We start from the raw sequence: 19,398 nt of genomic DNA, 5'->3' as shown, positions 1-19,398 counted from the left end.
TGAGCCGGTAATCCGGGCATTTTCCCCAGCTTTCGCCATAGGGAAAGGGGCCGCGGCGAAGGAGGACGATTGAGGGCGGCGAGCCGTCGGCCTTTTGCCAGCAGTCGCGCTGCCGTTCATGTGTCGGGTGAGATCGCCGGTGCAGAGATGCGAGACCGGATCCTTCGCAGGATTAGGGCGAAGCTCCATAAGGGGGCGGCTCGTTCAAGCCGGGGTGAAGGCCGCGCGGTCGATCTGCCGATCCCGCCGCCGCCCGATCCAAAGCCCCGCGGTAGTTCCCCCCCTTGTCCGCCCTAGCCGCCGAGGCCGACACCTTCACGAAGAAAGGAGTTAGCTTGGCGGTTTGGACCAACGACTCTGCACACCTTGACCGTCTTTACCAACGACGGTCGGAGCCGCGTCGTCATCCTTGCCGGGCGTTGCGTCAGCGAGCGCCTAGGTCCGCCGCGATGGAACTTCGAAGTCCGCTCATGCAGCACTTTTGAAAATGGCGAGGTAGCGGTCACCCAAATCGTGAACGGCCAACAGGGTGGCGGACAGGGTCGTGCCACCCTTGGAGGTAAGCCGCCAGCCTCGGCCGAGAGCCATCTTGTTGGCGTTCGCCTTACCGGCTTTCCTGCCGACGTGCTTTGCCGCCGCCTTCTTCGCCGTCTTCGTCCTCTTCGCCGCTTTTGACCGCTTGGCCATTGATCTTATCGGTTTGTGAATACTAAATCGATGTTTCTCTAACAAACCCCAGTCGGCGGGTCGACTCCCAACGGCGATATAGTTAACGCGGGCTGAACTTGGTCTGGGACTGGAAGCGGACCGCAGCCGAGGCTCGGCGTAAGCTGGTCACGGCGAAACATGGCGCACGCGAGGCGGCCTTGGGGGCGGCCGGCGGCTCGATCGACGTCAACACGGTGCGTCGCGCGGTTGTGGCGCTCGAATTCCTGGACCGCCTGAAAGCGACGGACCGGGAGAGCTATAGCGTGCTCGAGAATTCGTCGTTCGGCGTGGTCGAGACCTTTTCGCGATGGTGGTCGATCAACGCCGCCGATGCAGTGGTCGGCCTATCAAAATGGAAGAAGGGTGAGCTGACGACACGCGGGCTCGCGGCTTCAATGCGCAAGAGCGCATCTCCGAGGGTTGGGACGACGAACGACGAACCCTTGCTCCAATCATACAGAGATTACGTCGAGCCACGCCTGCGACACGATATCGAAACCAGGCTCGACGAAAAGGTAATCCGAAGCGAGAACAAGCGCCCTGCGCATCGTCCTCCTGTCGACTTCCGGTACAGTTTCACAGATTCATTCGGCGGCAGGGATCGAGAGGTGGCTGCGATTGTCGTCGGACCGTACCAGAACCAGTCGATCTACAGAAAGAAAAGACATGACTGGATGCTAAAGGCGCTCGGCCTCGCGCATTTCTTCGATTGGGTGTTCGTAGTTATTTCGAGTGAGATTACGGCCGGCGAGTACATAACATGGCTTGAGCGTGCTCGCGCCGAGATCGGCGCGGATCACATGGGCTATGGCCCCCCGAGGGACGCCATAAGCAGGGTGATGATACTCGTTGTTCAGTAGCCTCGCGCAGGTCGGCCGGCACGCCCGCACATCGAGATCGCTCGGCAGGATCAACCGCCCGGCGTCTCTCCGGACGAAGCCGCGGCCGAGGTGCGCGCTATTCTGGATTCGATGGGCGACACCTGCCCGGAGTGCCGCCCGAATAGACGGCGGCTTCAGCTACCGAGACTTTTTTCGACACGCGTGCGCGAGTTGCCGGATCTTCTTGACGACCTTCTTCATAGTTATGTCCGCTGGCCACGCGCTGCCAATCCGTACTGACGATCACAGATTTCGCCTGGATTCGTGGCAAGACAATCGCCACGATCCAAGCGGAGCCATGACTCTCTGGGAGAACTGAACCCTCCGTCCTCAGCTCTTAGGAGCGGACCTGAATGATCGTCTTACCTTGACGTCGCTGGGCCGAGTTGAAGGTGGCGACCGCATCGTCGAGGGAGGAGACCTTTCCGATGTTTGTCCGCAGTCTTCCGTCCCGTACCCTCTGGACGATCTCACTCAATTGACCACGGTCGGCCTCCACAACGAAGTCGATGGCCAAACCGTCTCGCGGCCGAGCCTCCGCCGGGCTGACGACCGTCACCAGGGTCCCTCCGGCTCTGACGACGGCTGCAGACTGCTTCTGGATATCGCCGCCGATGACGTCGAAGGCAAGATCGACGCTACCGACATCTTTGAGGGCGTCGTTCTCCAGGTCGACGAATTCATTCGCGCCGAAGTCGAGCGTTTTCTGCCGGTCGGCCGCGCGTCCTGTTCCGATGACATAGGCGCCGGCCTCTCGTGCGAGCTGAACCACCATAGAACCGACCGCGCCGGCCGCACCGTGCGCAAGCACGCTCTGGCCTGCGTGGAGACGGCCGTGCTGGAAGAGCCCTTGCCATGCGGTCAAGCCCGAGATCGGCAGACTCGCGCCCACCTTGAAATCGACGTCACCCGGCAATGGCGCGAGATTGCGTGCCTCGATGGCAATATATTCAGCGAGCGAGCCATCGCGGTACCAATCGGCGAGGCCGAATACCCGCTGTCCCACTGACAGTCCCGCCGTGCCGTAGCCAAGCGCCGCGACTATGCCGGCGAATTCGTGCCCAGGGATCGACGGAGTTCTGTTCTGCTCGCGACGATCGGTCCACGTCGAGGGCCACTCCAATTCGGTCGGAACGAATCCCGATGCGTGAACCGCTACTATGACGTCGTTGATCGCAGGTTGAGGGTCGGGCCGGTCCACCAGTTTCATCCCGCCAAATCCGGCAGCCTGATCCGTCACAATAATCGCCTTCATCTTCGACTCCTGTATGTGTGATGTTTTTTCAGATTCCGTGCTTCCCGGTCTGCGAGCCGCGAGGATCGTGCTCAGATCGAGCCGACCGGTGCCACCGCGGGGAAGTCCCTGTCGGGATGGAACACGTTGTTGAAGAAGTTCGTCAGCGAGTACATGGCCACGAGCGCGACGATCTCCATGATGTTCGCATCCGTGTAGCCGGCGTCGCGGACGCCTTGCAGATCGGCGTCCGTGACGTGACCACGGCTCTCGATGATCTTGCGTGCAAACTGGACGGCGGCATCCCGCTTCGGGTCTCTGGCGTGACCCTTTCGGGCGAGAACGATGTCGTCGGCCGGCAGCTTGGCCATGTGCTCCGCCGTGAAACTGTGCACCGTCAGGCAGTAGTTGCAGCCGTTCACCTCGGAGACGGCAAGGCCGATGCTGTCCCGCGTCTTGACGTCGAGCGCCTTGCTCAAGGAGCCTAGCAGTGCGGCCCACGCGTTGAACGCGATCGGGCTTTGCGCGAAGGTCGCCATCATGTTTGGCGTGAACCCGATGTTCTTGGTGAACATATCGAGGGTCGGTCTCGAATCAGCCGGAACGTGTTCGGGCTTCAGAGCAGCAGCTCTGGCCATGGTATTTCTCCTTGGTGATTGATTTCAGGGTTGGTTATGCGAAGTGCAGCACATCGGCCACGGGCAGGCGCGGCTTCTGCGGCCAGTTGCCGGGCCGCTCCGGCCCGACGGTCAGCAGCATGACCGCGATTTCGTCTTCGGCCAGGCTGAACTCTCTGTGCACGGCCTCCGCATCGAAGCCGATCATCGGTGTCGACCCGAGGCCGAGCGAGCGGGCTGCATAGATGATGGCTGCGGCGCCGAAACTCGCGGAGCGCACGGCCTCGTCGCGCTGGCGCTGCGGATGATTGTCGTACAGGCCGCGCGCAGGCCCCTCCCATTCCGGCACCAGATGTGCCGGCATGATTCCGGCTTCCACGACCGGCGCCAGGCGCTCAGGGACGGTGCTGGCATCGGCCAATTGGCCGATGATGATGAAGGTGACGGCTGCCTCGGTGATTGTGGGCTGATTCCACGCGATCGGACGCAGTCGCGCCTTCGCTTCGGGTGAGCGCACGGCGACGAAGCGCCAGTTCTGCAGATGGAAGGAAGTCGGCGCTGAAGTACCGATCCGCACCAGGTCGCGGATCTGGTCATCGCTCAGGGTAGCGGCCGAGTCATAGTACTTCGCAGCACTGCGGCTCAGAATGGTCTCGATGACGGCATTTGTCGGAAGCTTCCCCGCGAGCCAGCCGGAGGTTTCCGGATCGGCAGCGGCAGCGGTTGTAGCGGTGTGGTTCATTTGGTGTCTCCGTTATCAAGTGATGACGGAGGCCAATTTACCGCTGTGAATGATCGTTTCGAGCCTCTATTTGCTCAATTTGATGCTCAAAAGGATCATTTTGACGGCGGCCCAGCCTCATCGCCGTTGTGCTCCAGTCGGCGCCATTCCCCCGGTGTCATCCCCATCCGCTCGGCAAACACACGCCGGAATGCCGAAACGGATTGATACCCGACCATCTCAGCCACAGCCTCCGTGCTAGTCCTTGGATTCTTGAGCTCGTTGGCGGCCATGCTCATGCGAAGATCGGTCAACAGGTCGAGGGCGGAGCGGCCTAACTTGTCCTGAAACTGGCGCATGAATGTAGCGCGTGACATGCCGCATAGATCGGCCAGATCGGGAAGTTTCCAAGGTCGCGCCGGATCCGCGAACATCGCCGCAATGGCCGCTGCCAATCTCGGATTGCCGGCAAGGGCCAACAAGCCTTCGGTGGATTTGCCGGCTTCGCTCGCGGCGCGTAGAACCAGGGTGAACAAGACCGAAGAAAGCGCGTTAAGAATGGCGCGTCCTCCCGCTCTGTCACCAGCCGACTCCATTCGCATCAGGCCGACCAGTCCGGAAAGTTGACTCGACGCCGAGCCGATGTCCTCTTCTCCATGCTTCTTCATAGCCCGCACGACCAGATGTGCTGGCAGGTAGTTGCGGATAAGTCGATCGTGGGGTGGTACGACGAAAAATCGTCCGCAGAGCAGATCGAGCCGCTCACCGGGTTCATCGTTCTCGCTCAACATCCATCCAGCGGAGCCCCTGCTCTGGTGCGTGCTGACGGGCGTTCTTCCGCTGCCGTCGTGCAGCGTATGCGATGATCCGTGAGGAAGCAGCACAATATCTCCGCTCCCAAGCTCCTGCACCGTCCTCGTATCAGGATCTTCGAAAATGGCGCGACCCTTGACTATGACATGGTAGGGGATCTCGTTCGCCGCCGCTTTGGGCCAGATAATCCGCCATGGTGCGCCGTAGGCACAGCGGACCTCAAGTTGGCCGGTAACTCTGATGATCTGCAGCAGATGACTCAACCAGTCGATTTGAGACATAAGACCTCAAGACGTGAATCGCGACGGAACATATCAGCTTAGCGGCTCCCGCGACCAAAGGCTTGGCGTTCTGTCCCTGTTGATCGCGGTGAAGGCCAGGACGCTCACTTGCCGAGTGCCTTCATATCGGCGGTGAGTTCAGTGATGATCAATCTCTATTTTGAAATGGGTGCTCAGGACTCGCTGAGAAGGTCCGGCTGCGCAGCAGCTTCCCGCAGTCGATCACGCTGTAGACCGACAGGTTCGGCACGGTCATCGGGTCCCTAAAGCGCTAGAGGACTAAGGCAAATTCATCGTTCGTGCGCTCGCCGCAGGCGGGGCTTCCAGCGTCTCGCGCTGCTTCCGCCAGCGCGGCGCTCGACAGGCTGCGACTCTGCGGCGGCCACCATCTGCGGCGAGGCGAGCGAAACTCCAAGCAACCGTACCGGCTTAGGCAGCGGCATCTCGGCCTCGATCAGTCCGTCCGCCAAGTGCTCCAAAGGAAGTTCATGCGCACGGCAACGTGCCGGACATTGTCGAAGTTCGAACTCGCGCGCTCAACCACGCGCTGGAGCGGCTCTCGCTGGTCCCGCGCACACGGACTTCAATAGTTCCGGAAGGTTAGGAGAGCGACCTCGACGCGGTTCGTTTCAGACCTTCTCGAAACTGCGATACCGCGCTCGGAAAGCTTCCGCTTGAAGTTGATCCGCGCGAAGTCGGAAGCAACACACTTCGGCTCACGCCGACTTCCGCTGCGGCTTAGCCGACGGCTTCTTCGCCGTTTCCTTCGCCGGCATCTTGCCCTCGATCGACATCAGCACTTCCTTCTGGCCCGCTGCCGCCTTTCGCGGCTTCTTGGCGGTGTACGCTTTGCCACTCTACACGACTCACAAAAAACCCGCCGCCGAGTTGGGACCGACGGTGGGCAGTCTACCTACCTTAATCTACGAGTCTCGCAACTTCCTAGGCGTCGAGGAGTTCCAACGGCCCGCTGGTTCGCAATCTTTCGCGTTTGCGCCAGGCTGCAACGGGGGCCGAAGGACAATACCGTCCTTCTTAGAGCCCATCGAACTCTCGGCAAGAGCCGACGTTTACTGACATCATGTCAGACGCATTCGATTACTTCCGAGCCTACGCGGTGCGAGCTCTCTGCAAAGCGAGATCCATGCCGCGGGGCAGCATGAAGCATCTGCAGCTGGTGGCCGATCGGATCTACAATCTCCTCAAGAGGGAGGCTGCCTACGGTCCCAATATCCATCACCTTGAGGACTTCGCGCAGCCCAGAAGCTCGAGAACTCTCTCGATCGCCGGCCGAGTGACCGTCCCGGTGGTAGCCTTGCTCCAACGGCGACGCAAAGTGCGGACTGGGAGGCTCCCTGAATGCCAGCGCTCGACGCTCGCGTTGTGGCAAGTCTCCTGCGAGAATACGCGCAGCGCACAGCGTTGCGAGGCGGTAATCCGTACCGGGCAAAAGCGTACTCGCGGGCTGCCGATAGCCTGGCGGCTCTTGCCGTCCCTCTGGACGTGCTTGTCGCCGAAGACAGTCTTACGGAGATCCCGGGCGTCGGCGACGCGATAGCCGACATCATCGAGAAGCTGCACAAGACGGGCAGTCATCCAGCCTCGAAAAGCTGCGGAAGGAGATCCCCGAGGGCGTGATCGAGATGCTCGCTGTGCCCGGTCTTCGTCCGGAGAAGGTGCTGCGCCTGTATAAGGATCTCGGCATCGCCTCGCTCGCGGAATTGGAAGCCGCGGCGAAGGACGGCCGCATCAAGAAGGCCAAGGGCCTCGGCGCCGCTCTGCAGACCAAATATCCTGCAGAACCTGGCTGTCATTCGGCCTGCAAGATTGACCCCCTAAGCCGGGGGATCGGCGTCCAAAATTGACCCCCTACAGGTTGGTCTGTTGCGCTGCCTGCTTCGTAACAAAGCAGGTGGTGGAGGATGCTGGTCGTGGAGACGATTGCGCGGATTCGGCGCGAGCACTTCATCAAGGGCAAGACGATCAAGGAGATCGCCCGTGACCTGAAGGTGTCGCGGAACACGGTCCGGAAGGTGCTGAGGTCGGGAGAGACCTCCTTCGAGTACGACCGGCAGGTGCAGCCGCGGCCCAAGCTGGGGCGATGGGCATCGGAGCTCGATGGGCTGCTGGCGGCGAACGCGGCCAAATCGGCGCGCGAGCAGCTGACGTTGATCCGGATATTCGAAGAGTTGCGCGACCGCGGCTATGACGGCGGTTACGATGCGGTGCGTCGTTACGCCAGGCGGTGGAGCAAGGAACGCGGTCAGTCAACCGCTGCGGCTTACGTCCCGTTGAGCTTCGCGCCAGGAGAAGCCTACCAGTTCGACTGGAGCCACGAGGTGGTCCTATTGAGCGGCACCACGGTGGTCGTGAAGGTCGCTCACGTCCGGCTCTGGCACAGCCGCATGCTGTTCGCGCGGGCCTATCCGCGGGAGACGCAGGAGATGGTGTTCGACGCTCACGATCGGGCGTTCGCGCTATTCAAGGGCACCTGCACCCGCGGCATCTACGACAACATGAAGACCGCCGTAGAGACGATCTTCGTCGGTAAAGGGCGTCTCTACAATCGCCGCTTCCTGCAGATGTGCAGCCATTATCTGGTCGATCCGGTCGCCTGCACGCCAGCGTCGGGCTGGGAGAAGGGTCAGGTCGAGAACCAGGTCGGGCTGGTCAGGGAACGCTTCTTCACGCCACGGCTGCGGTTCAAAAACCTCGACGAGTTGAACGCCTGGCTGCTCGACAAATGCATCGCCTACGCCAAGGCTCATCGCCATCCGGAGCTGGCCGATCAGACGATCTGGGAAGTGTTCGAAGCCGAACGCCCCAAACTCGTTCCCTATGCCGGCCGCTTCGACGGCTTCCATGCGGTGACGGCATCGGTCTTGAAGACCTGCCTGGTGCGCTTCGACAACAACAAGTACTCGGTCGCAGCCAGCGCCGTCGGACGACCGGTCGAGGTTCAAGCCTATGCCGATCGCATCGTGATCCGTCAGGATGGACGCATCGTTGCCGAGCACCCGCGATCCTTTGGCCGTGGCGATACCGTCTACGACCCCTGGCATTATGTGCCGGTGCTCGCCCGCAAACCCGGCGCCTTGCGCAACGGTGCTCCCTTCAAAGACTTGGTGCTGCCGGCCGCGATCGAGCGGATCCGGCGCAAGCTTGCCAGCACCGACGATGGCAATCGGCAGATGGTCGACATCCTCAACGCGGTGCTGACGGACGGTCTGCCCGCGGTTGAAGCGGCCTGTGCCGAAGCGCTCGGTCACGGCGTCCATTCCGCCGATGTCGTTCTCAATATCCTGGCCCGTCAACGTGAACCCACCCCACCGGCCAACATCATGACGCCGGCCGCGCTGACGCTCCGTCATGCACCGATCGCCGATTGTGCCCGCTACGACAACCTCCGGAGGACCATCTGATGGAACGAACCCAAATCTTCGACCTCATGGGCGAGCTCAAGCTCTACGGCATGAAGGCTGCCTTCGACGAGATCATGGCAACTGCCGTCAAGCGCCAGCACGAACCCCAGCGCATTGTCGGCGACCTGCTCAACGCCGAGATCAACGAGAAGCAAGCCAGGTCGATCAAATACCAGCTCACCATTGCCAAGCTGCCGTTGGCCAAGGACATCGCCGACTTCCAGTTCGACGGCACGCCGATCAATCAGACTCTCGTCAATGATCTCGCTGGCGGCGGCTTCATCGCCCAACAGCGCAACGTCGTGCTGGTTGGCGGCACCGGCACAGGCAAAACCCACCTGGCCATTGCCATCGCCAGAAGCTGCATCCGATCCGGAGCTCGCGGCCGCTTCTTCAACGTCGTCGACCTCGTCAATCGCCTCGAGACTGAGACCCGCAATGGACGGCAAGGTCGGCTCGCCGAGCATCTGACCCGGATGGACTTCATCGTGCTGGATGAACTCGGCTATTTGCCCTTCGCCCAGTCCGGCGGCCAGCTTCTGTTCCATCTCGTCAGCCGGCTCTATGAGCGCGCCTCCGTCATCGTGACCACCAATCTCGCCTTCGGCGAATGGCCGAGTGTGTTCGGCGACGCCAAGATGACCACCGCGCTGCTCGACCGGTTGACCCATCACTGCGACATCGTCGAGACCGGCAACGATAGCTGGCGGTTCAAGAGCCGAGACGACGATCACGCCACCCGCGCTCGTCTCGCCTCCGCTATCCCGGCCAGCTCCGACGAGACGAGCGCTACCAGTAAAACCCGCCGCCCGAAGGGGTCAAAATTGGGCTCTGACGCAATTTTGGTGCAGCTTACTCATTCAGCACCTATCAGTCTGGCCTGCAGCAAATCGATTTTGCCGCGACCGTACATTTGACGTCTGACGAGCTTGAGGCGAGTGATCTGTCCTTCGGTTTGTCCGTTCGACCAGGGCGACGTGATTGCCGCTCGAACCGCCGCTTCATCCTTCACGACGCCGCTCGCGAACGAGGAGACAAGACTAGCGCGAGCCCGGTCGATCCACAGGGTGAGGCCCGCCTCGGCCTTGCGCCGGATCATCAAGTGGAATTCGGCGATAATTTCGCGCGCCTCGACCAGGTTCGGTACGCCAGCTTCGATCGCCGCCACCGTGATGGTCTCCGCTTTCGTGAGCAAATCCCGCCCGATTGTCATGAGGCGCGCGATCGTTCTGGCCGACGGAATCCGCTGAAGGTTCTGTGCGTCGGCCTTTTCAGCCCGTCGTCTGCGCGTCGCCCATTCGCTGATGACGCGGAGCGAGCCTCGGAAGCCACGCGCCGTTAGGCGACGCCAGAGTTCAGTGCCGTTTCGGCAGCCAGCTGCCCACTGATCGTCGAGCCACGGCAGGTGCTGATCGAGCGAACTCTGCCGGGTCCGGAAGACATCATTACGTTCGCCGCGGATCACCTGCCGTACCAGCTTCCTGCTATGGCCAGTTTGGCGCACGATCTGCTTGATAGGTATGCCGTTCTTCGACAGAGCCAGGATGGCCGCATTGGCCTCCTCGCGGCGCAGATAACCCTCATACTGGAGGCGTTCGGCGGCTGTTAGCAGCTTGGGATCGATCGTGGTCGCACCGATGACAGTACGTATCTGTCGCATCGATTTGCGGACCGCATCGAGGAAGGACCGACTGGCGTTCTCCATCAGGTGCCAACGATCCGCGACCTGTACCGCGTGCGGCAAAGCCTTTGCCGCAGCTTCGCCATAGCCCCCACCACGGTCACGGGCGATGATCGCGATTGTGGGATGAGCGGCCAGCCAGGCCTGGGCGGTTGCGGGCTCCCGATCCAGCAACAGCGTGACGATCCGGCGCCTTTCCAGGTTGCAGATGATGCTGGCGTACCGGTGATTGCGCCGCCACGCCCAATCATCAATGCCGATAACCTTGAGCGGGTCAGCCAGCGGACGGCTACGGCGTCGGACCACGCGTAGGAGCGTGTCTTTGCTCACTGGCAGCACCAGCCGTCTTGCGAAGTCTGCTGCCGGTCGACCGCCAAGCGCCAGACCGAGGTGATGGACGATAGAGTCCAGCCTCGCCGTGCGTCGCGCCGAGGGAGCAGTACCCCTTCGGCGAAGCTTTCAATTACCCACAAATTCTCCTCCGACCATGGCGCCCAGCGCGATGTCGGTGAGGCGTGACAGCCCGCGCCACATGACCGTATTGCCGGGCGGCGGATCGCTGGCGCGGGCGAGATAACCGCCGAGCCGGGCAATCTTGATCAGATAGTGCGAGAGCGTTTTCCGTCTTGCTTTTGGTTTGTCGTTGACGAGGCGATCGAGCACGCCGATTTCAGTCGCAGTCAACGCGAGGGTTGGCGGCGCGTCTGGGGCGGAACGGTTGAGCATCGTCATCCAGAAGACCCGCCAACTCAGGATGCAAAAGAGCGAGATCAGGTTGGTCAGACGCTGGGCGGTCCTGAGCTTCGACTCCTCAGCTTTGCAGCCCGATTTGAGGATCTTGTGGAACACCTCGATCTTCCATCTCAAACCATACCATTCCAGCTTCTCAATGGCGTCGGTGCGGGAACCAACAGGCAGGTCTGTGATCAGCTTCCAATCGATCTTCTTTCTGTTTTTCGGCGTCCCGCGCTCTTCGGCATGGATCACCGTCAGGGTCAGAGCGGGATAGCGCTTCTGCTTTCCGATCGGCGGCAGGACGCGAATCTTGCGATACCTGATCTCAAGAATGGCCTGGTCGGGATCGCCGTTGCTGTCTCTGACTTCGATGCGATGGAGCCCTTTGACGGCGACCTCGTCCATTTCGTCGGCGATCGTGTGATCCCCGTCTCCAGCCAAGCGGTCGACGCAGGTCCTGATCAGGAAATGAGTTCCGATCTCCTGTGCTGCGCAGAAGAGCTCGTAGATGTCACTCTCGCGATCACCAATATGGATGCATCGTCCCGGATGATCCAAGAGTTGCGTAGACTGCTTGAGATTTTCCAACCACCGGACGCTTTCCTTTTTCTCGATGGGAATCCGGGTCGGATTGATCTTCTTTTTAAGCGCTGCCGTCCCCTTGAATTTCTTCCGGGTCCAGAACTTAACGGCCGCCAACCCCAGCGGCACCCCCTCAATTGTAACCGCGAGGCTCGAATGCATCAGGATGCCGCAAACCGTGTGCGATCTGAGGCGACCTGCCTTATCCCGTCCACTGTTTATGCTCTTGGTGATGCCGATCGCTTCTGACTTCTCGCGTTGATAGCTGAACTCGGTTGTATCGTGCAGCACAAGAACGAGACCTTCAGTGGCGGCGGCACGATCACGTGTCGATTGGAAATGGCCCGCCAGAATGTCCACTTCGCTGACCCGGTCGTTAGAGAAGAAGCGGTAGGCTGCCTTGGTATTCGCCCAATCCTGGCAGACGAGCGGAATGCTTTGTCCCATGGCGCTTCCAATCTGCGTGAGCAGTTTGCGGAATCTGTCGCCGAGCCGCGCGTCCCTAAACTCGCATCCACTACTCTCTCGATCAATCCAACATTCGCCTTCCAAGGACCGCAAACAGCCTTTTGCCGATCGATCTCTTAATGTCAGCCCCATAGAGCACCCCTCGCGAATCAGGTGCTCAGAAAGGAATCACAAGTGATTCTTTCGATTCAAGATTTCGCCGATCAGCGGATCAGCCCGAGTGGTCAAAGTTATGGGTAATTGAAAGTCGGCGAAGCGCTCAGTGAAGATTTGGCGCCCGCAGAGGACGGCATCGCAGCGGAAGCGGCGAGCGATCACCAGGAGCTGCACGATCCGCCCCGAAAGCGGCAGATCGGTCACGCGTCGTCGATACCGGCTATGGACGCGTCGGGAAACCGTTCCGCACGACGGACACAGACCAATGCGTCCAGACGCCCGGACCACAATAACGGCCTTATCGCCTTCGTAGTACGCACTCTCTACAACAAACCCACGCGGCACCAGACTGGAACGCTGGAGTGCTTGCTGCATGGCGCTGATTCTCCCCAATCAAAGCGCCAGACATCTCCCAAACTGCATCAAAAGTGAGTCAGAGCCAAAATTGGACGCCGATGAGGGGTCAAAATTGAACGCCGATTGACATACAAGCCCGTATAGTCACATCGAGCCTGCGATGGCCTACCAGTTGGGCTTGCCCATCCTGATCCTTCGGGAAAGAGGCGTCGTTGCCGAGGGAGTTCTGGAGCGTGGCGTAACCGGGCTTTACTGCCCGGAGTTCGATTGTTCAGCGGAAGGCCCATTCGGGAAGTTGGATTCGAAAGCCATTCTAGATCAACGGACCGGACGAGTCAGAACCACCTACGAAATCGCGGAGCGGCTCCGAAATTCTATTAAAGCGCCCCATGCGACACGGAAGCCGGGATCCGTCGTCTGCTGCGCTGACCTGCCGCTGGTAGGGACGCATCGCGGAGCAGACCTTGATGGTACGTTCAGATTCCACGTTGGGCATGTCTGGTTGAACGAGCGCAAAGCCATGCGTCTCCATTGGGCAATGATCCGATCAATGGAATGCTCTCAGGCCCTCGGACGCTTTTTTGGAGACGCCCGTTTTGTTTTGGCAGGCGCCCTCGATCGAGAAGCTGCTTTACCTTTCCGCCGCTTGGCGTTCTTGAAGTACCGGGCTAGTTGTTCCATCGAGAGCGATGCAATCTGCGTGTTGATCTTTCTGGCGGCTTCTCCGAAGGAATCGAGCACCTTGAGGAAGTTCCTTCTGGCCTGAGGGTATGCGGCGTCCGTTCCCTGAACCGCTAATATCCTTGCCGAGGCGTCAAAAAGTTCGCGCCGAATGGTCTGCCATGTCGTCGTATTCTCGGACGCGTCGGCAACGTTGGCCCTGTTTCCATGAAGCGTGAGCAGCGCTGCGTGATCGTCGAGCTTCATCTGAGCCGCGTCGTCTTCGATCAGAATGATCTCCTTCTGCAGCAGACGAACCTTGGATTGCAGTTCTAGGGGATCGGTCTCCAACTTGAAGGCTTCGGGCGAGATGGCGCTATCCGCTTCGATGAAGATGGCCCTGTAGCGCGCCGCGACGTTCAGAAATGCCAGCAAGGTGACCGTTTCAGCCTTGCCATGGTCACCCCGCTTCAGCTTTTCGATGAAATACATATGGACGACTTTGCGTCCGTTGAAATAATCAAAATGTCTGGTCACGAGCACTCGGTATAGCTTGCCGTCCTTTGGTGCCCGGACGAGTTGGTCGTTGTCGACGTTCGACCCTTCGGACAAGGCAGTCTCGAAGACCCGTTCGATGGCCCGGATCGTCGCAGCGGCGTCGGCACTGTTCTGCTTTGTCAATTCGCCGCAGAAGTCCTTCCAAAGGATCATCCCGTCCAAGCGATCGATCTTGAAAAGGCCGAACGCTCCACCCTGTTCCGTGAGTTTGGCGGTGTCGGGGATGCCCGGCGCCCGGGGCGCATCTCTTGCTTCGAAGAATTCGATCTCTATGAGCCGTTGTTCGATTGAACTCCGTGCTACACGGTTGCCGAGACAGTGGAACATGGCGACTTTGATCCCGGGCACGATCTCCGTTTCGATCCGTTTGATTCGTGCGGCGGTCTCTCCGTCGATGCTGACAGGGTCTCGGTTGGCGAGAGGAGGCAGGCCCTCTTCGGCCTTGTGGGCGACCTCCTTGAGAAATCTTGCTAACAGGCCGTTCGCGGTATCGGGGTCGGCCAACACCCTCTTTTTGTAGTCATCCGTCCCGAGATTGAGATCCTGCTTCTCGATATTGATCGAGATGCCTTGAATTTCATTGAGTGCCGTCGGCGGGTGGTCGATGTAGATCGGGATGATCTTGCGGCTTGTCGACTTCTCTCGCTTGATGTCCGCTTCCATCAACGCTTCGAAAAAGCCAACTTCGATGCCGGTCCAAGAATGGCTTCGTTTCAACGTACCGGTGTAGAAGACGACGAGATAGTCCGTCTCCTCCAAAGCTTCGCGGATCGTCGCGGAGATCAACATGCTTGCGGCGACGGATGACGTGTCGCGAAAAACGCGGATGTTGCGGAAGACAGAGTCGCCGAGGTCTTCAAAAGCCTTGTAGAATGCCGCGACGATGTCCGAGTCCTCTCTAGCGTACGAAAAAAAGAGCCGCACCGGATTGACGTTCACAGCCGCGACACTTTGCGCTGGCACTTCGGATAACGTTTCGGACACAAGGGACCTCCTTTCGCGACGAAAACCCCCTTTCGCAGATAGCTTACATTCCCAAGAGCCCGCGCGCCCAAGGGGAATCCCTAGGAACTGCCGAAATCTATAAAGGTAGGCTACGATCGTACTCGCACGCACGGCGCCGACTTTGTGTTGCTGGCCTGCGATGAAATATGTCGACTACCGGCGCGCTCAAGCGACCGCATAATCTGCATTGAATGTCGGCATTCCACTGCCCGACCGGGCCCACCACAAATGATAGAATTTGGAATCCACGAAGGTAGGGGCGTTCAGGTGAACTCGCATAGTCTCGAGCATCGTGGCAGATGCGCCGCCTTGGCGTACTCTGATGGCGGATATTGGGGCTTTCCGACCAGCTCTTTTGAACCAATCATCGGGAGACCTCGAACGAATTACCGAAAAGTCTCTACCACAGGAAACCGCTTTGGGCGGCGGCCAGCCGACCGGGAACGACTCGTCGTTGCCTGCGACGAACGCGGGCCGCCGGACTCTATCCGCGGGCTGTCTTGAGGACGAACATTCTCCGATTGGGAGAGCACGGCAGCAACTTCTCCGGGCTCGAGTTGCTCAATCACCGAAGCGCATTGGCAGAAACATTGTTCTGATTTTCACCGCTCCAACGGGGAGACGAAGCGGCGCCATAGGTAGTCGAACGCCTGGTCCGGCGTCAAGCGTTTGGAATCAACGCCATCTTCGAACCTATGGAAACCGCTCATTAAAGCAGAAAGAGCAATATCATCCCCCTGAGCGAGCACTAGCATCTCGTTGGTGGCGTTCCCGGAAAGAGAACCCTCCGCATACGATATGCCTTCGCCCGAAATCGGCCCTCCCTGCCAAATGCGGCAGCGGCAAATGCTTTTCCCTCGGAGAAACACCTCGGCGGTGAATTCGACCGATGATCGTCGGTCGAAATCGAATTCAACGGCATCTTCACTGCCGGCGAGTTCGGCAAGCGATCGCTCGAAGCCCTCGGCTAGTCTTTCGAAGGTCTTGCGCATGAAACGCTTCTTGTCGACGTCAGTCATGGCTTTGGGAATTTTAGGCACATAGGCCCCTCTGGACGAGGCAACAGCGGGGAAAGCCGGCTTGGGACGGACGGCACCCGGGAATGGCGGTCGGACCGCCGGCTTGCTCCGTCCGGGCCGAACACCATGAATAAGACGGCGCCGCGCCTCCTCCTCGTCGGCGCCGACGACGTCGATGTGAATGATCGATTTGAGGAGACCGGGGGGCGAGCATTTCTCCACCATCACGGGCAGCAGCTTGCCCTTCTGCCCTTCCGGATCCTCCGCGAACGCGGCCGCCCACTCGGATTGAGCGAACTTCGATGTTAGATAAGCCGAAGAGAGCACTGCGATCGTTCTGTCGCAATCGGCTGCCGCGTTCTGCATGTGGAGCACGAAGTTGGTTCCGGGCCGAAAATCCCAAGCCTGGAGGAACGTGGTCAATCCATGTTCTTCAAGAACGTAGGCGATCCATATCGCCCAGACTTCGTCCGCGGAATTGTAGCTCACGAAAAAGTCAGTCACTCGACCTCCGAATTGGCGATTCGGTTTGGAGCGCACTATACCACTCGATAGGGCCGGGATACGAATGGCGGCTGCTCTGTGTCGCCACCAGCGACACCTAATCAGAGTACCATTCTGCTCGGACGAAAGCGGTCAGGCGCGCCAGTCGCCGCCTTCGTGCAAAGTGCCGGCGGACACGGTTTTGGGGAAGACGGCGAGATCGGCGGCCAGCGCCACAACAAATCAGGAGATTCGCTGCATCACCGCCAGCTTGCGATAATGAGCCCCAAGCGCTGAAAGCTTGCAGGCCTTCGATTCGACCGCAGCGTAATACATGTGGACGGTATCGACCGGAACCACCAGGCCATGCCGGTAGCATTGCTGGAGCTCGGCGAAGATTTGCTGGTTCGTTTCGTTGACCGGATACTTCGCCTTCATCTCTTCCGTGAAGTTCGATCTGTCGCGCTCGTATGACGGATCGAGCGCGAAAGTGTATGCAGCATCCGGAAAATAGGTCGGGAGACGGCGGAGGACTTCTTTGGGCACCTTTGGGGCGACCTCGCGCAACGTCACGAAGGTCTGCACGTTCGCCTTGTAAATCGGGCGCTGCTCCCAAGGCCCCAACGTCTGGTCGACGTGAGAGTAAACCGACGCCGGAGTGATCCGGCCGCAAATGTCGGCTGCGCCGCCACTCAGCGCGTCGAGCACGATGCTCGTGAACAGCCCGTGACCGTCCGACTCCGCAGCGGTTTGTTCGCGATGGCAAGCGGTCAGGATCGTGACGCCTTCGCCTATCGCCGCTACCGCCTGACTGCCGAGCCCGGGTACTTCGCCGGCGTATCCGGAATGGCAGCTGTCGAGGATGATGACGCTCGACTTGATGCGGGGAGCCGCGGTGTTCGCTATGTTCAGTATGTCGGCGAGCGAAATGCCCCACGCTCCCCTCGAACCGTTCTGGCTTACCAGGTGACCGGCGTTCGTTGCGGGGTTGATGATCCCGTGACCGGCGAAGTAGAGAAGCGCGACGTCGGCGTCGCCCTTGAAGAGCTCGGCGATCTTGTCGTTCAACAGTGCCGAAGTGACCTCCTCCTTATCGGAAGTATGAAGGCGAATCGAGAAGTTAGGCGAACCGTCGCCGTTCTTTTCGACGATGGCGGCGATGGCTTTCGCGTCATTGATGCAACCCTGGAGTGGGTTGACCGCATAATCGTCGATACCGATGACGAGCGCCTTCTTCAACGGCCGCCTCCGATCAGCGTCTTCAGATTGTCCCAAGTCCAGTTGTACAGTTTGTCTGTTGCTTTGGCGGCGGTCGGCTTCCGGTTCGTCTTCTTGGCGTAACCGGCCAGCAGGAAATAGTCCACCTTCTCTTCCTGCGCGATCTGGACCTCCGCGCTCACGCCGGTCGCTTTGTCCGTGTGTTCGCCGCAGATTACGGCGACGACGTCGACGGCCTTGATCCGCTTGCGCGCCTTTTCCTTCCAATTGCCTGTGAGCGCTTCCTTGATCGACCAGTCGGCGAGCTCGAAGGGGCTGTCCTTCAGTTTGGATTGACCGATCAGGAAGTCCTTCAGAGTCTCGTCATGATCGTAGTCGAAGCTCACGAAAACTTTCGTCTTAGCCATGATTGTCCGCCCCAATGTGCGCAACACGCTGCAAGATCGGATCGATGTGGATCACTCGCCTCGATTTGGCAAGTGCGAATGCGACCACGTCGGCCGTACCACCGATTCCCTTTGATTGCTTCCCGTCCCAGACCGCGAACAACAGATCGCTTTTGTCTACGATGAATTTGCCGGCCGCGAAGAAACCTTCCTGGTCGTCGCCGGTCCAGCCGAGGTTCGTGACGTCGCACATGCCTAGGAGACGCCGATATTCGGCCCGCGCGTCGGGCGCGAAGAATCTGTCGTACCCATTCACCGGAATCACAGCGGTCACGGGTATTCCGACGGACATGGCCGCACGGGCGAATACCTGATCGCTTCCAACGGCAAGCGAGGAAAATGCACGCCTGACCCCGGTGAGGTTGGCGAGTTCGTGCATCAGGGTTTCACCGACCCAGCCCCAGTCTACACCTTCCCGTTCCTGATGGCCGGTGATACCCACTTTCATGAGGTTAATCTATCTCATTTGGATGTGAAATTCTGCACGAATAGCGGTCCTTCGCGCTCTTCAGGCCCTCAGTCGCTGTTTGGCCTCCCGGTCTTTTGCGCGCGATTATGGATTCGACATGGCGATGATCCGGCACCGTCCGCTTTAGAGCCTCCGGATCCGGCGGCGGCGGCACTGATTGCCGGACCTGATCGCTTCTATGAATGCGATCGCCGATTTCACACTCTCGCGCGAATGCGAACCGTCATCACGACATCGCGCGCCACCCTGCGGCCAGCGAAGCAAGTGGCATTTCCGCGGTCTTCGGCCCGGTCGGTTCCTAAAGGCAAAGTTCCGATACGATCGATCGTGACGCGATGGGCGGCTCGACTATTGGCCTAGGCGAGCCCTGAGATCGCGGTAGAATTGTTGGGTAGCGGTCTGGCGTGCGCGGGCTTCGACCTTGAACGGTCTCTCCCGGGTAAAAGTCCGATCCGCAGCCTTCGACACCTGTGCGTATCCGTCCAGTTCGACCATCGATCGCAGATACGGCCACTTCCTCAAATACTCGGGCAGCGTGGTGTTGTCGCCCGCGTACGTGGCGATCGGCTGGTCCTTCTCAGTGGAAATGCCTATCTCCCATGGCACCCACCAAGAAGACTTGGTGTTCTGCGACACCACCGCGAGCAGTTGGGTGCATAGGCCGAGTTGCTCTCTCAGATGCTCCCCCAGTTTGTCCCCCGTTTTCGACGCCTCGGGATCGATCAGATCTAGATAGCAATCGATTTGATGAGTGATCCTGAGACGGTGAGCGATGTCCCCGGCGAGTGTTGAATCGGCGCTTTGATGCGAAATGAAGATCTTCATTTGTTTCCTTCGAGATTGCGAATCTGTTCAACCCGTGGGCGGTCCAAAGGCGATACGGC

15 protein-coding genes and 4 pseudogenes are annotated in these 19,398 nt (G+C 59.8%); 4 read left to right on the top strand and 15 right to left on the bottom strand.

Annotated features, from left to right (window positions below; translation table 11 throughout):
• Positions 1-468: 468 nt before the first annotated feature.
• On the bottom strand, positions 469-687 hold the full coding sequence (locus BRAD3257_RS07515; protein WP_122401323.1) for a hypothetical protein: 219 nt from the start codon (positions 685-687) through the stop codon (positions 469-471).
• Between the two features lie 98 nt (positions 688-785).
• Between BRAD3257_RS07515 and BRAD3257_RS07510 the strand changes: the two genes are divergently transcribed.
• Positions 786-1,568: a hypothetical protein gene (locus BRAD3257_RS07510; protein ID WP_122401322.1), complete on the top strand. Its 783-nt coding sequence runs from the start codon at positions 786-788 to the stop codon at positions 1,566-1,568.
• Between the two features lie 358 nt (positions 1,569-1,926).
• Here BRAD3257_RS07510 and BRAD3257_RS07505 read toward each other — a convergent pair whose 3' ends face one another.
• From BRAD3257_RS07505 to BRAD3257_RS41895, 5 genes and pseudogenes are all read right to left on the bottom strand, one after another.
• Positions 1,927-2,844 carry an NADP-dependent oxidoreductase gene (locus tag BRAD3257_RS07505; RefSeq protein WP_122401321.1) on the bottom strand — a complete coding sequence of 306 codons (918 nt, stop codon included), beginning with the start codon at positions 2,842-2,844 and terminating at the stop codon, positions 1,927-1,929.
• 71 nt (positions 2,845-2,915) lie between these two features.
• A complete protein-coding gene (locus tag BRAD3257_RS07500) occupies positions 2,916-3,461 on the bottom strand; it encodes a carboxymuconolactone decarboxylase family protein (RefSeq protein WP_122401320.1) in 546 nt (181 codons plus the stop codon).
• A 34-nt stretch (positions 3,462-3,495) separates the two neighbouring features.
• Positions 3,496-4,182 (bottom strand): nitroreductase family protein, encoded by a 687-nt coding sequence (locus BRAD3257_RS07495; RefSeq protein WP_244607878.1) that lies wholly within the window; start codon positions 4,180-4,182, stop codon positions 3,496-3,498.
• Between the two features lie 95 nt (positions 4,183-4,277).
• Positions 4,278-5,255, bottom strand: a complete 978-nt coding sequence (locus tag BRAD3257_RS07490) for an AraC family transcriptional regulator (RefSeq protein WP_122401319.1) — start codon at positions 5,253-5,255, stop codon at positions 4,278-4,280.
• A 290-nt stretch (positions 5,256-5,545) separates the two neighbouring features.
• Positions 5,546-5,734 (bottom strand): annotated as a pseudogene (locus BRAD3257_RS41895) (hypothetical protein); the annotation flags it as partial.
• 880 nt (positions 5,735-6,614) lie between these two features.
• Between BRAD3257_RS41895 and BRAD3257_RS07470 the strand changes: the two are divergent.
• From BRAD3257_RS07470 to istB, 3 genes and pseudogenes are all read left to right on the top strand, one after another.
• Positions 6,615-7,073, top strand: a pseudogene (locus BRAD3257_RS07470) (helix-hairpin-helix domain-containing protein); the annotation flags it as partial.
• A 104-nt stretch (positions 7,074-7,177) separates the two neighbouring features.
• Positions 7,178-8,668, top strand: a pseudogene (gene istA / locus BRAD3257_RS07465) (IS21 family transposase); the annotation flags it as partial.
• An 8-nt stretch (positions 8,669-8,676) separates the two neighbouring features.
• Positions 8,677-9,594, top strand: a complete 918-nt coding sequence (gene istB, locus BRAD3257_RS07460) for an IS21-like element helper ATPase IstB (RefSeq protein ID WP_347338420.1) — start codon at positions 8,677-8,679, stop codon at positions 9,592-9,594.
• Here the strand turns inward: istB and BRAD3257_RS07455 are convergent.
• The 9 genes and pseudogenes from BRAD3257_RS07455 to BRAD3257_RS07415 all read right to left on the bottom strand — a co-directional run.
• Positions 9,534-10,787: pseudogene (locus BRAD3257_RS07455) on the bottom strand (ISL3 family transposase); the annotation flags it as partial. The gene istB and the pseudogene BRAD3257_RS07455 sit on opposite strands and share 61 nt — an antisense overlap.
• Before the next feature lie 30 nt (positions 10,788-10,817).
• Positions 10,818-12,275: an IS4 family transposase gene (locus BRAD3257_RS07450; RefSeq protein WP_122401315.1), complete on the bottom strand. Its 1,458-nt coding sequence runs from the start codon at positions 12,273-12,275 to the stop codon at positions 10,818-10,820.
• A 36-nt stretch (positions 12,276-12,311) separates the two neighbouring features.
• Entirely contained in the window at positions 12,312-12,674 is a 363-nt protein-coding gene (locus tag BRAD3257_RS07445; protein ID WP_122401314.1) for a transposase family protein, read from the bottom strand.
• A 543-nt stretch (positions 12,675-13,217) separates the two neighbouring features.
• Positions 13,218-14,858 (bottom strand): toll/interleukin-1 receptor domain-containing protein, encoded by a 1,641-nt coding sequence (locus BRAD3257_RS07440; RefSeq protein WP_160118760.1) that lies wholly within the window; start codon positions 14,856-14,858, stop codon positions 13,218-13,220.
• Positions 14,859-15,481: 623 nt separating this feature from the next.
• A complete protein-coding gene (locus BRAD3257_RS07435; protein WP_160118759.1) occupies positions 15,482-16,402 on the bottom strand; it encodes a toll/interleukin-1 receptor domain-containing protein in 921 nt (306 codons plus the stop codon).
• A 222-nt stretch (positions 16,403-16,624) separates the two neighbouring features.
• Positions 16,625-17,620 carry a caspase family protein gene (locus tag BRAD3257_RS07430; RefSeq protein WP_122401311.1) on the bottom strand — a complete coding sequence of 332 codons (996 nt, stop codon included), beginning with the start codon at positions 17,618-17,620 and terminating at the stop codon, positions 16,625-16,627.
• Positions 17,617-18,006 carry a TIR domain-containing protein gene (locus BRAD3257_RS07425; protein ID WP_122401310.1) on the bottom strand — a complete coding sequence of 130 codons (390 nt, stop codon included), beginning with the start codon at positions 18,004-18,006 and terminating at the stop codon, positions 17,617-17,619. The genes BRAD3257_RS07430 and BRAD3257_RS07425 overlap by 4 nt, the downstream gene beginning before the upstream one ends.
• Entirely contained in the window at positions 17,999-18,493 is a 495-nt protein-coding gene (locus BRAD3257_RS07420; protein ID WP_181956131.1) for a hypothetical protein, read from the bottom strand. Before BRAD3257_RS07420 ends, BRAD3257_RS07425 begins: the two co-directional genes overlap by 8 nt.
• 369 nt (positions 18,494-18,862) lie before the next feature.
• Positions 18,863-19,339: a toll/interleukin-1 receptor domain-containing protein gene (locus tag BRAD3257_RS07415; RefSeq protein ID WP_122401309.1), complete on the bottom strand. Its 477-nt coding sequence runs from the start codon at positions 19,337-19,339 to the stop codon at positions 18,863-18,865.
• Positions 19,340-19,398 lie beyond the last annotated feature (59 nt).

The organism is Bradyrhizobium vignae (assembly GCF_900324035.1).
Classification (GTDB): Bacteria; Pseudomonadota; Alphaproteobacteria; order Rhizobiales; family Xanthobacteraceae; genus Bradyrhizobium; species Bradyrhizobium vignae.
Note: the sequence above shows the minus strand (reverse complement) of the source record. Positions and strands in the feature narration are given on the sequence as shown.

Bases quoted from the DNA above. Each gene is read 5' to 3' on its own strand.
- BRAD3257_RS07515 (WP_122401323.1), bottom strand. From the start codon at position 687: ATGGCCAAGCGGTCAAAAGCGGCGAAGAGGACGAAGACGGCGAAGAAG.
- BRAD3257_RS07505 (WP_122401321.1), bottom strand. From the start codon at position 2,844: ATGAAGGCGATTATTGTGACGGATCAGGCTGCCGGATTTGGCGGGATG.
- BRAD3257_RS07500 (WP_122401320.1), bottom strand. From the start codon at position 3,461: ATGGCCAGAGCTGCTGCTCTGAAGCCCGAACACGTTCCGGCTGATTCG.
- BRAD3257_RS07495 (WP_244607878.1), bottom strand. From the start codon at position 4,182: ATGAACCACACCGCTACAACCGCTGCCGCTGCCGATCCGGAAACCTCC.
- BRAD3257_RS07490 (WP_122401319.1), bottom strand. From the start codon at position 5,255: ATGTCTCAAATCGACTGGTTGAGTCATCTGCTGCAGATCATCAGAGTT.
- istB (WP_347338420.1), top strand. From the start codon at position 8,677: ATGGAACGAACCCAAATCTTCGACCTCATGGGCGAGCTCAAGCTCTAC.
- BRAD3257_RS07450 (WP_122401315.1), bottom strand. From the start codon at position 12,275: ATGGGGCTGACATTAAGAGATCGATCGGCAAAAGGCTGTTTGCGGTCC.
- BRAD3257_RS07445 (WP_122401314.1), bottom strand. From the start codon at position 12,674: ATGCAGCAAGCACTCCAGCGTTCCAGTCTGGTGCCGCGTGGGTTTGTT.
- BRAD3257_RS07425 (WP_122401310.1), bottom strand. From the start codon at position 18,006: ATGGCTAAGACGAAAGTTTTCGTGAGCTTCGACTACGATCATGACGAG.
- BRAD3257_RS07420 (WP_181956131.1), bottom strand. From the start codon at position 18,493: ATGAAAGTGGGTATCACCGGCCATCAGGAACGGGAAGGTGTAGACTGG.
- BRAD3257_RS07415 (WP_122401309.1), bottom strand. From the start codon at position 19,339: ATGAAGATCTTCATTTCGCATCAAAGCGCCGATTCAACACTCGCCGGG.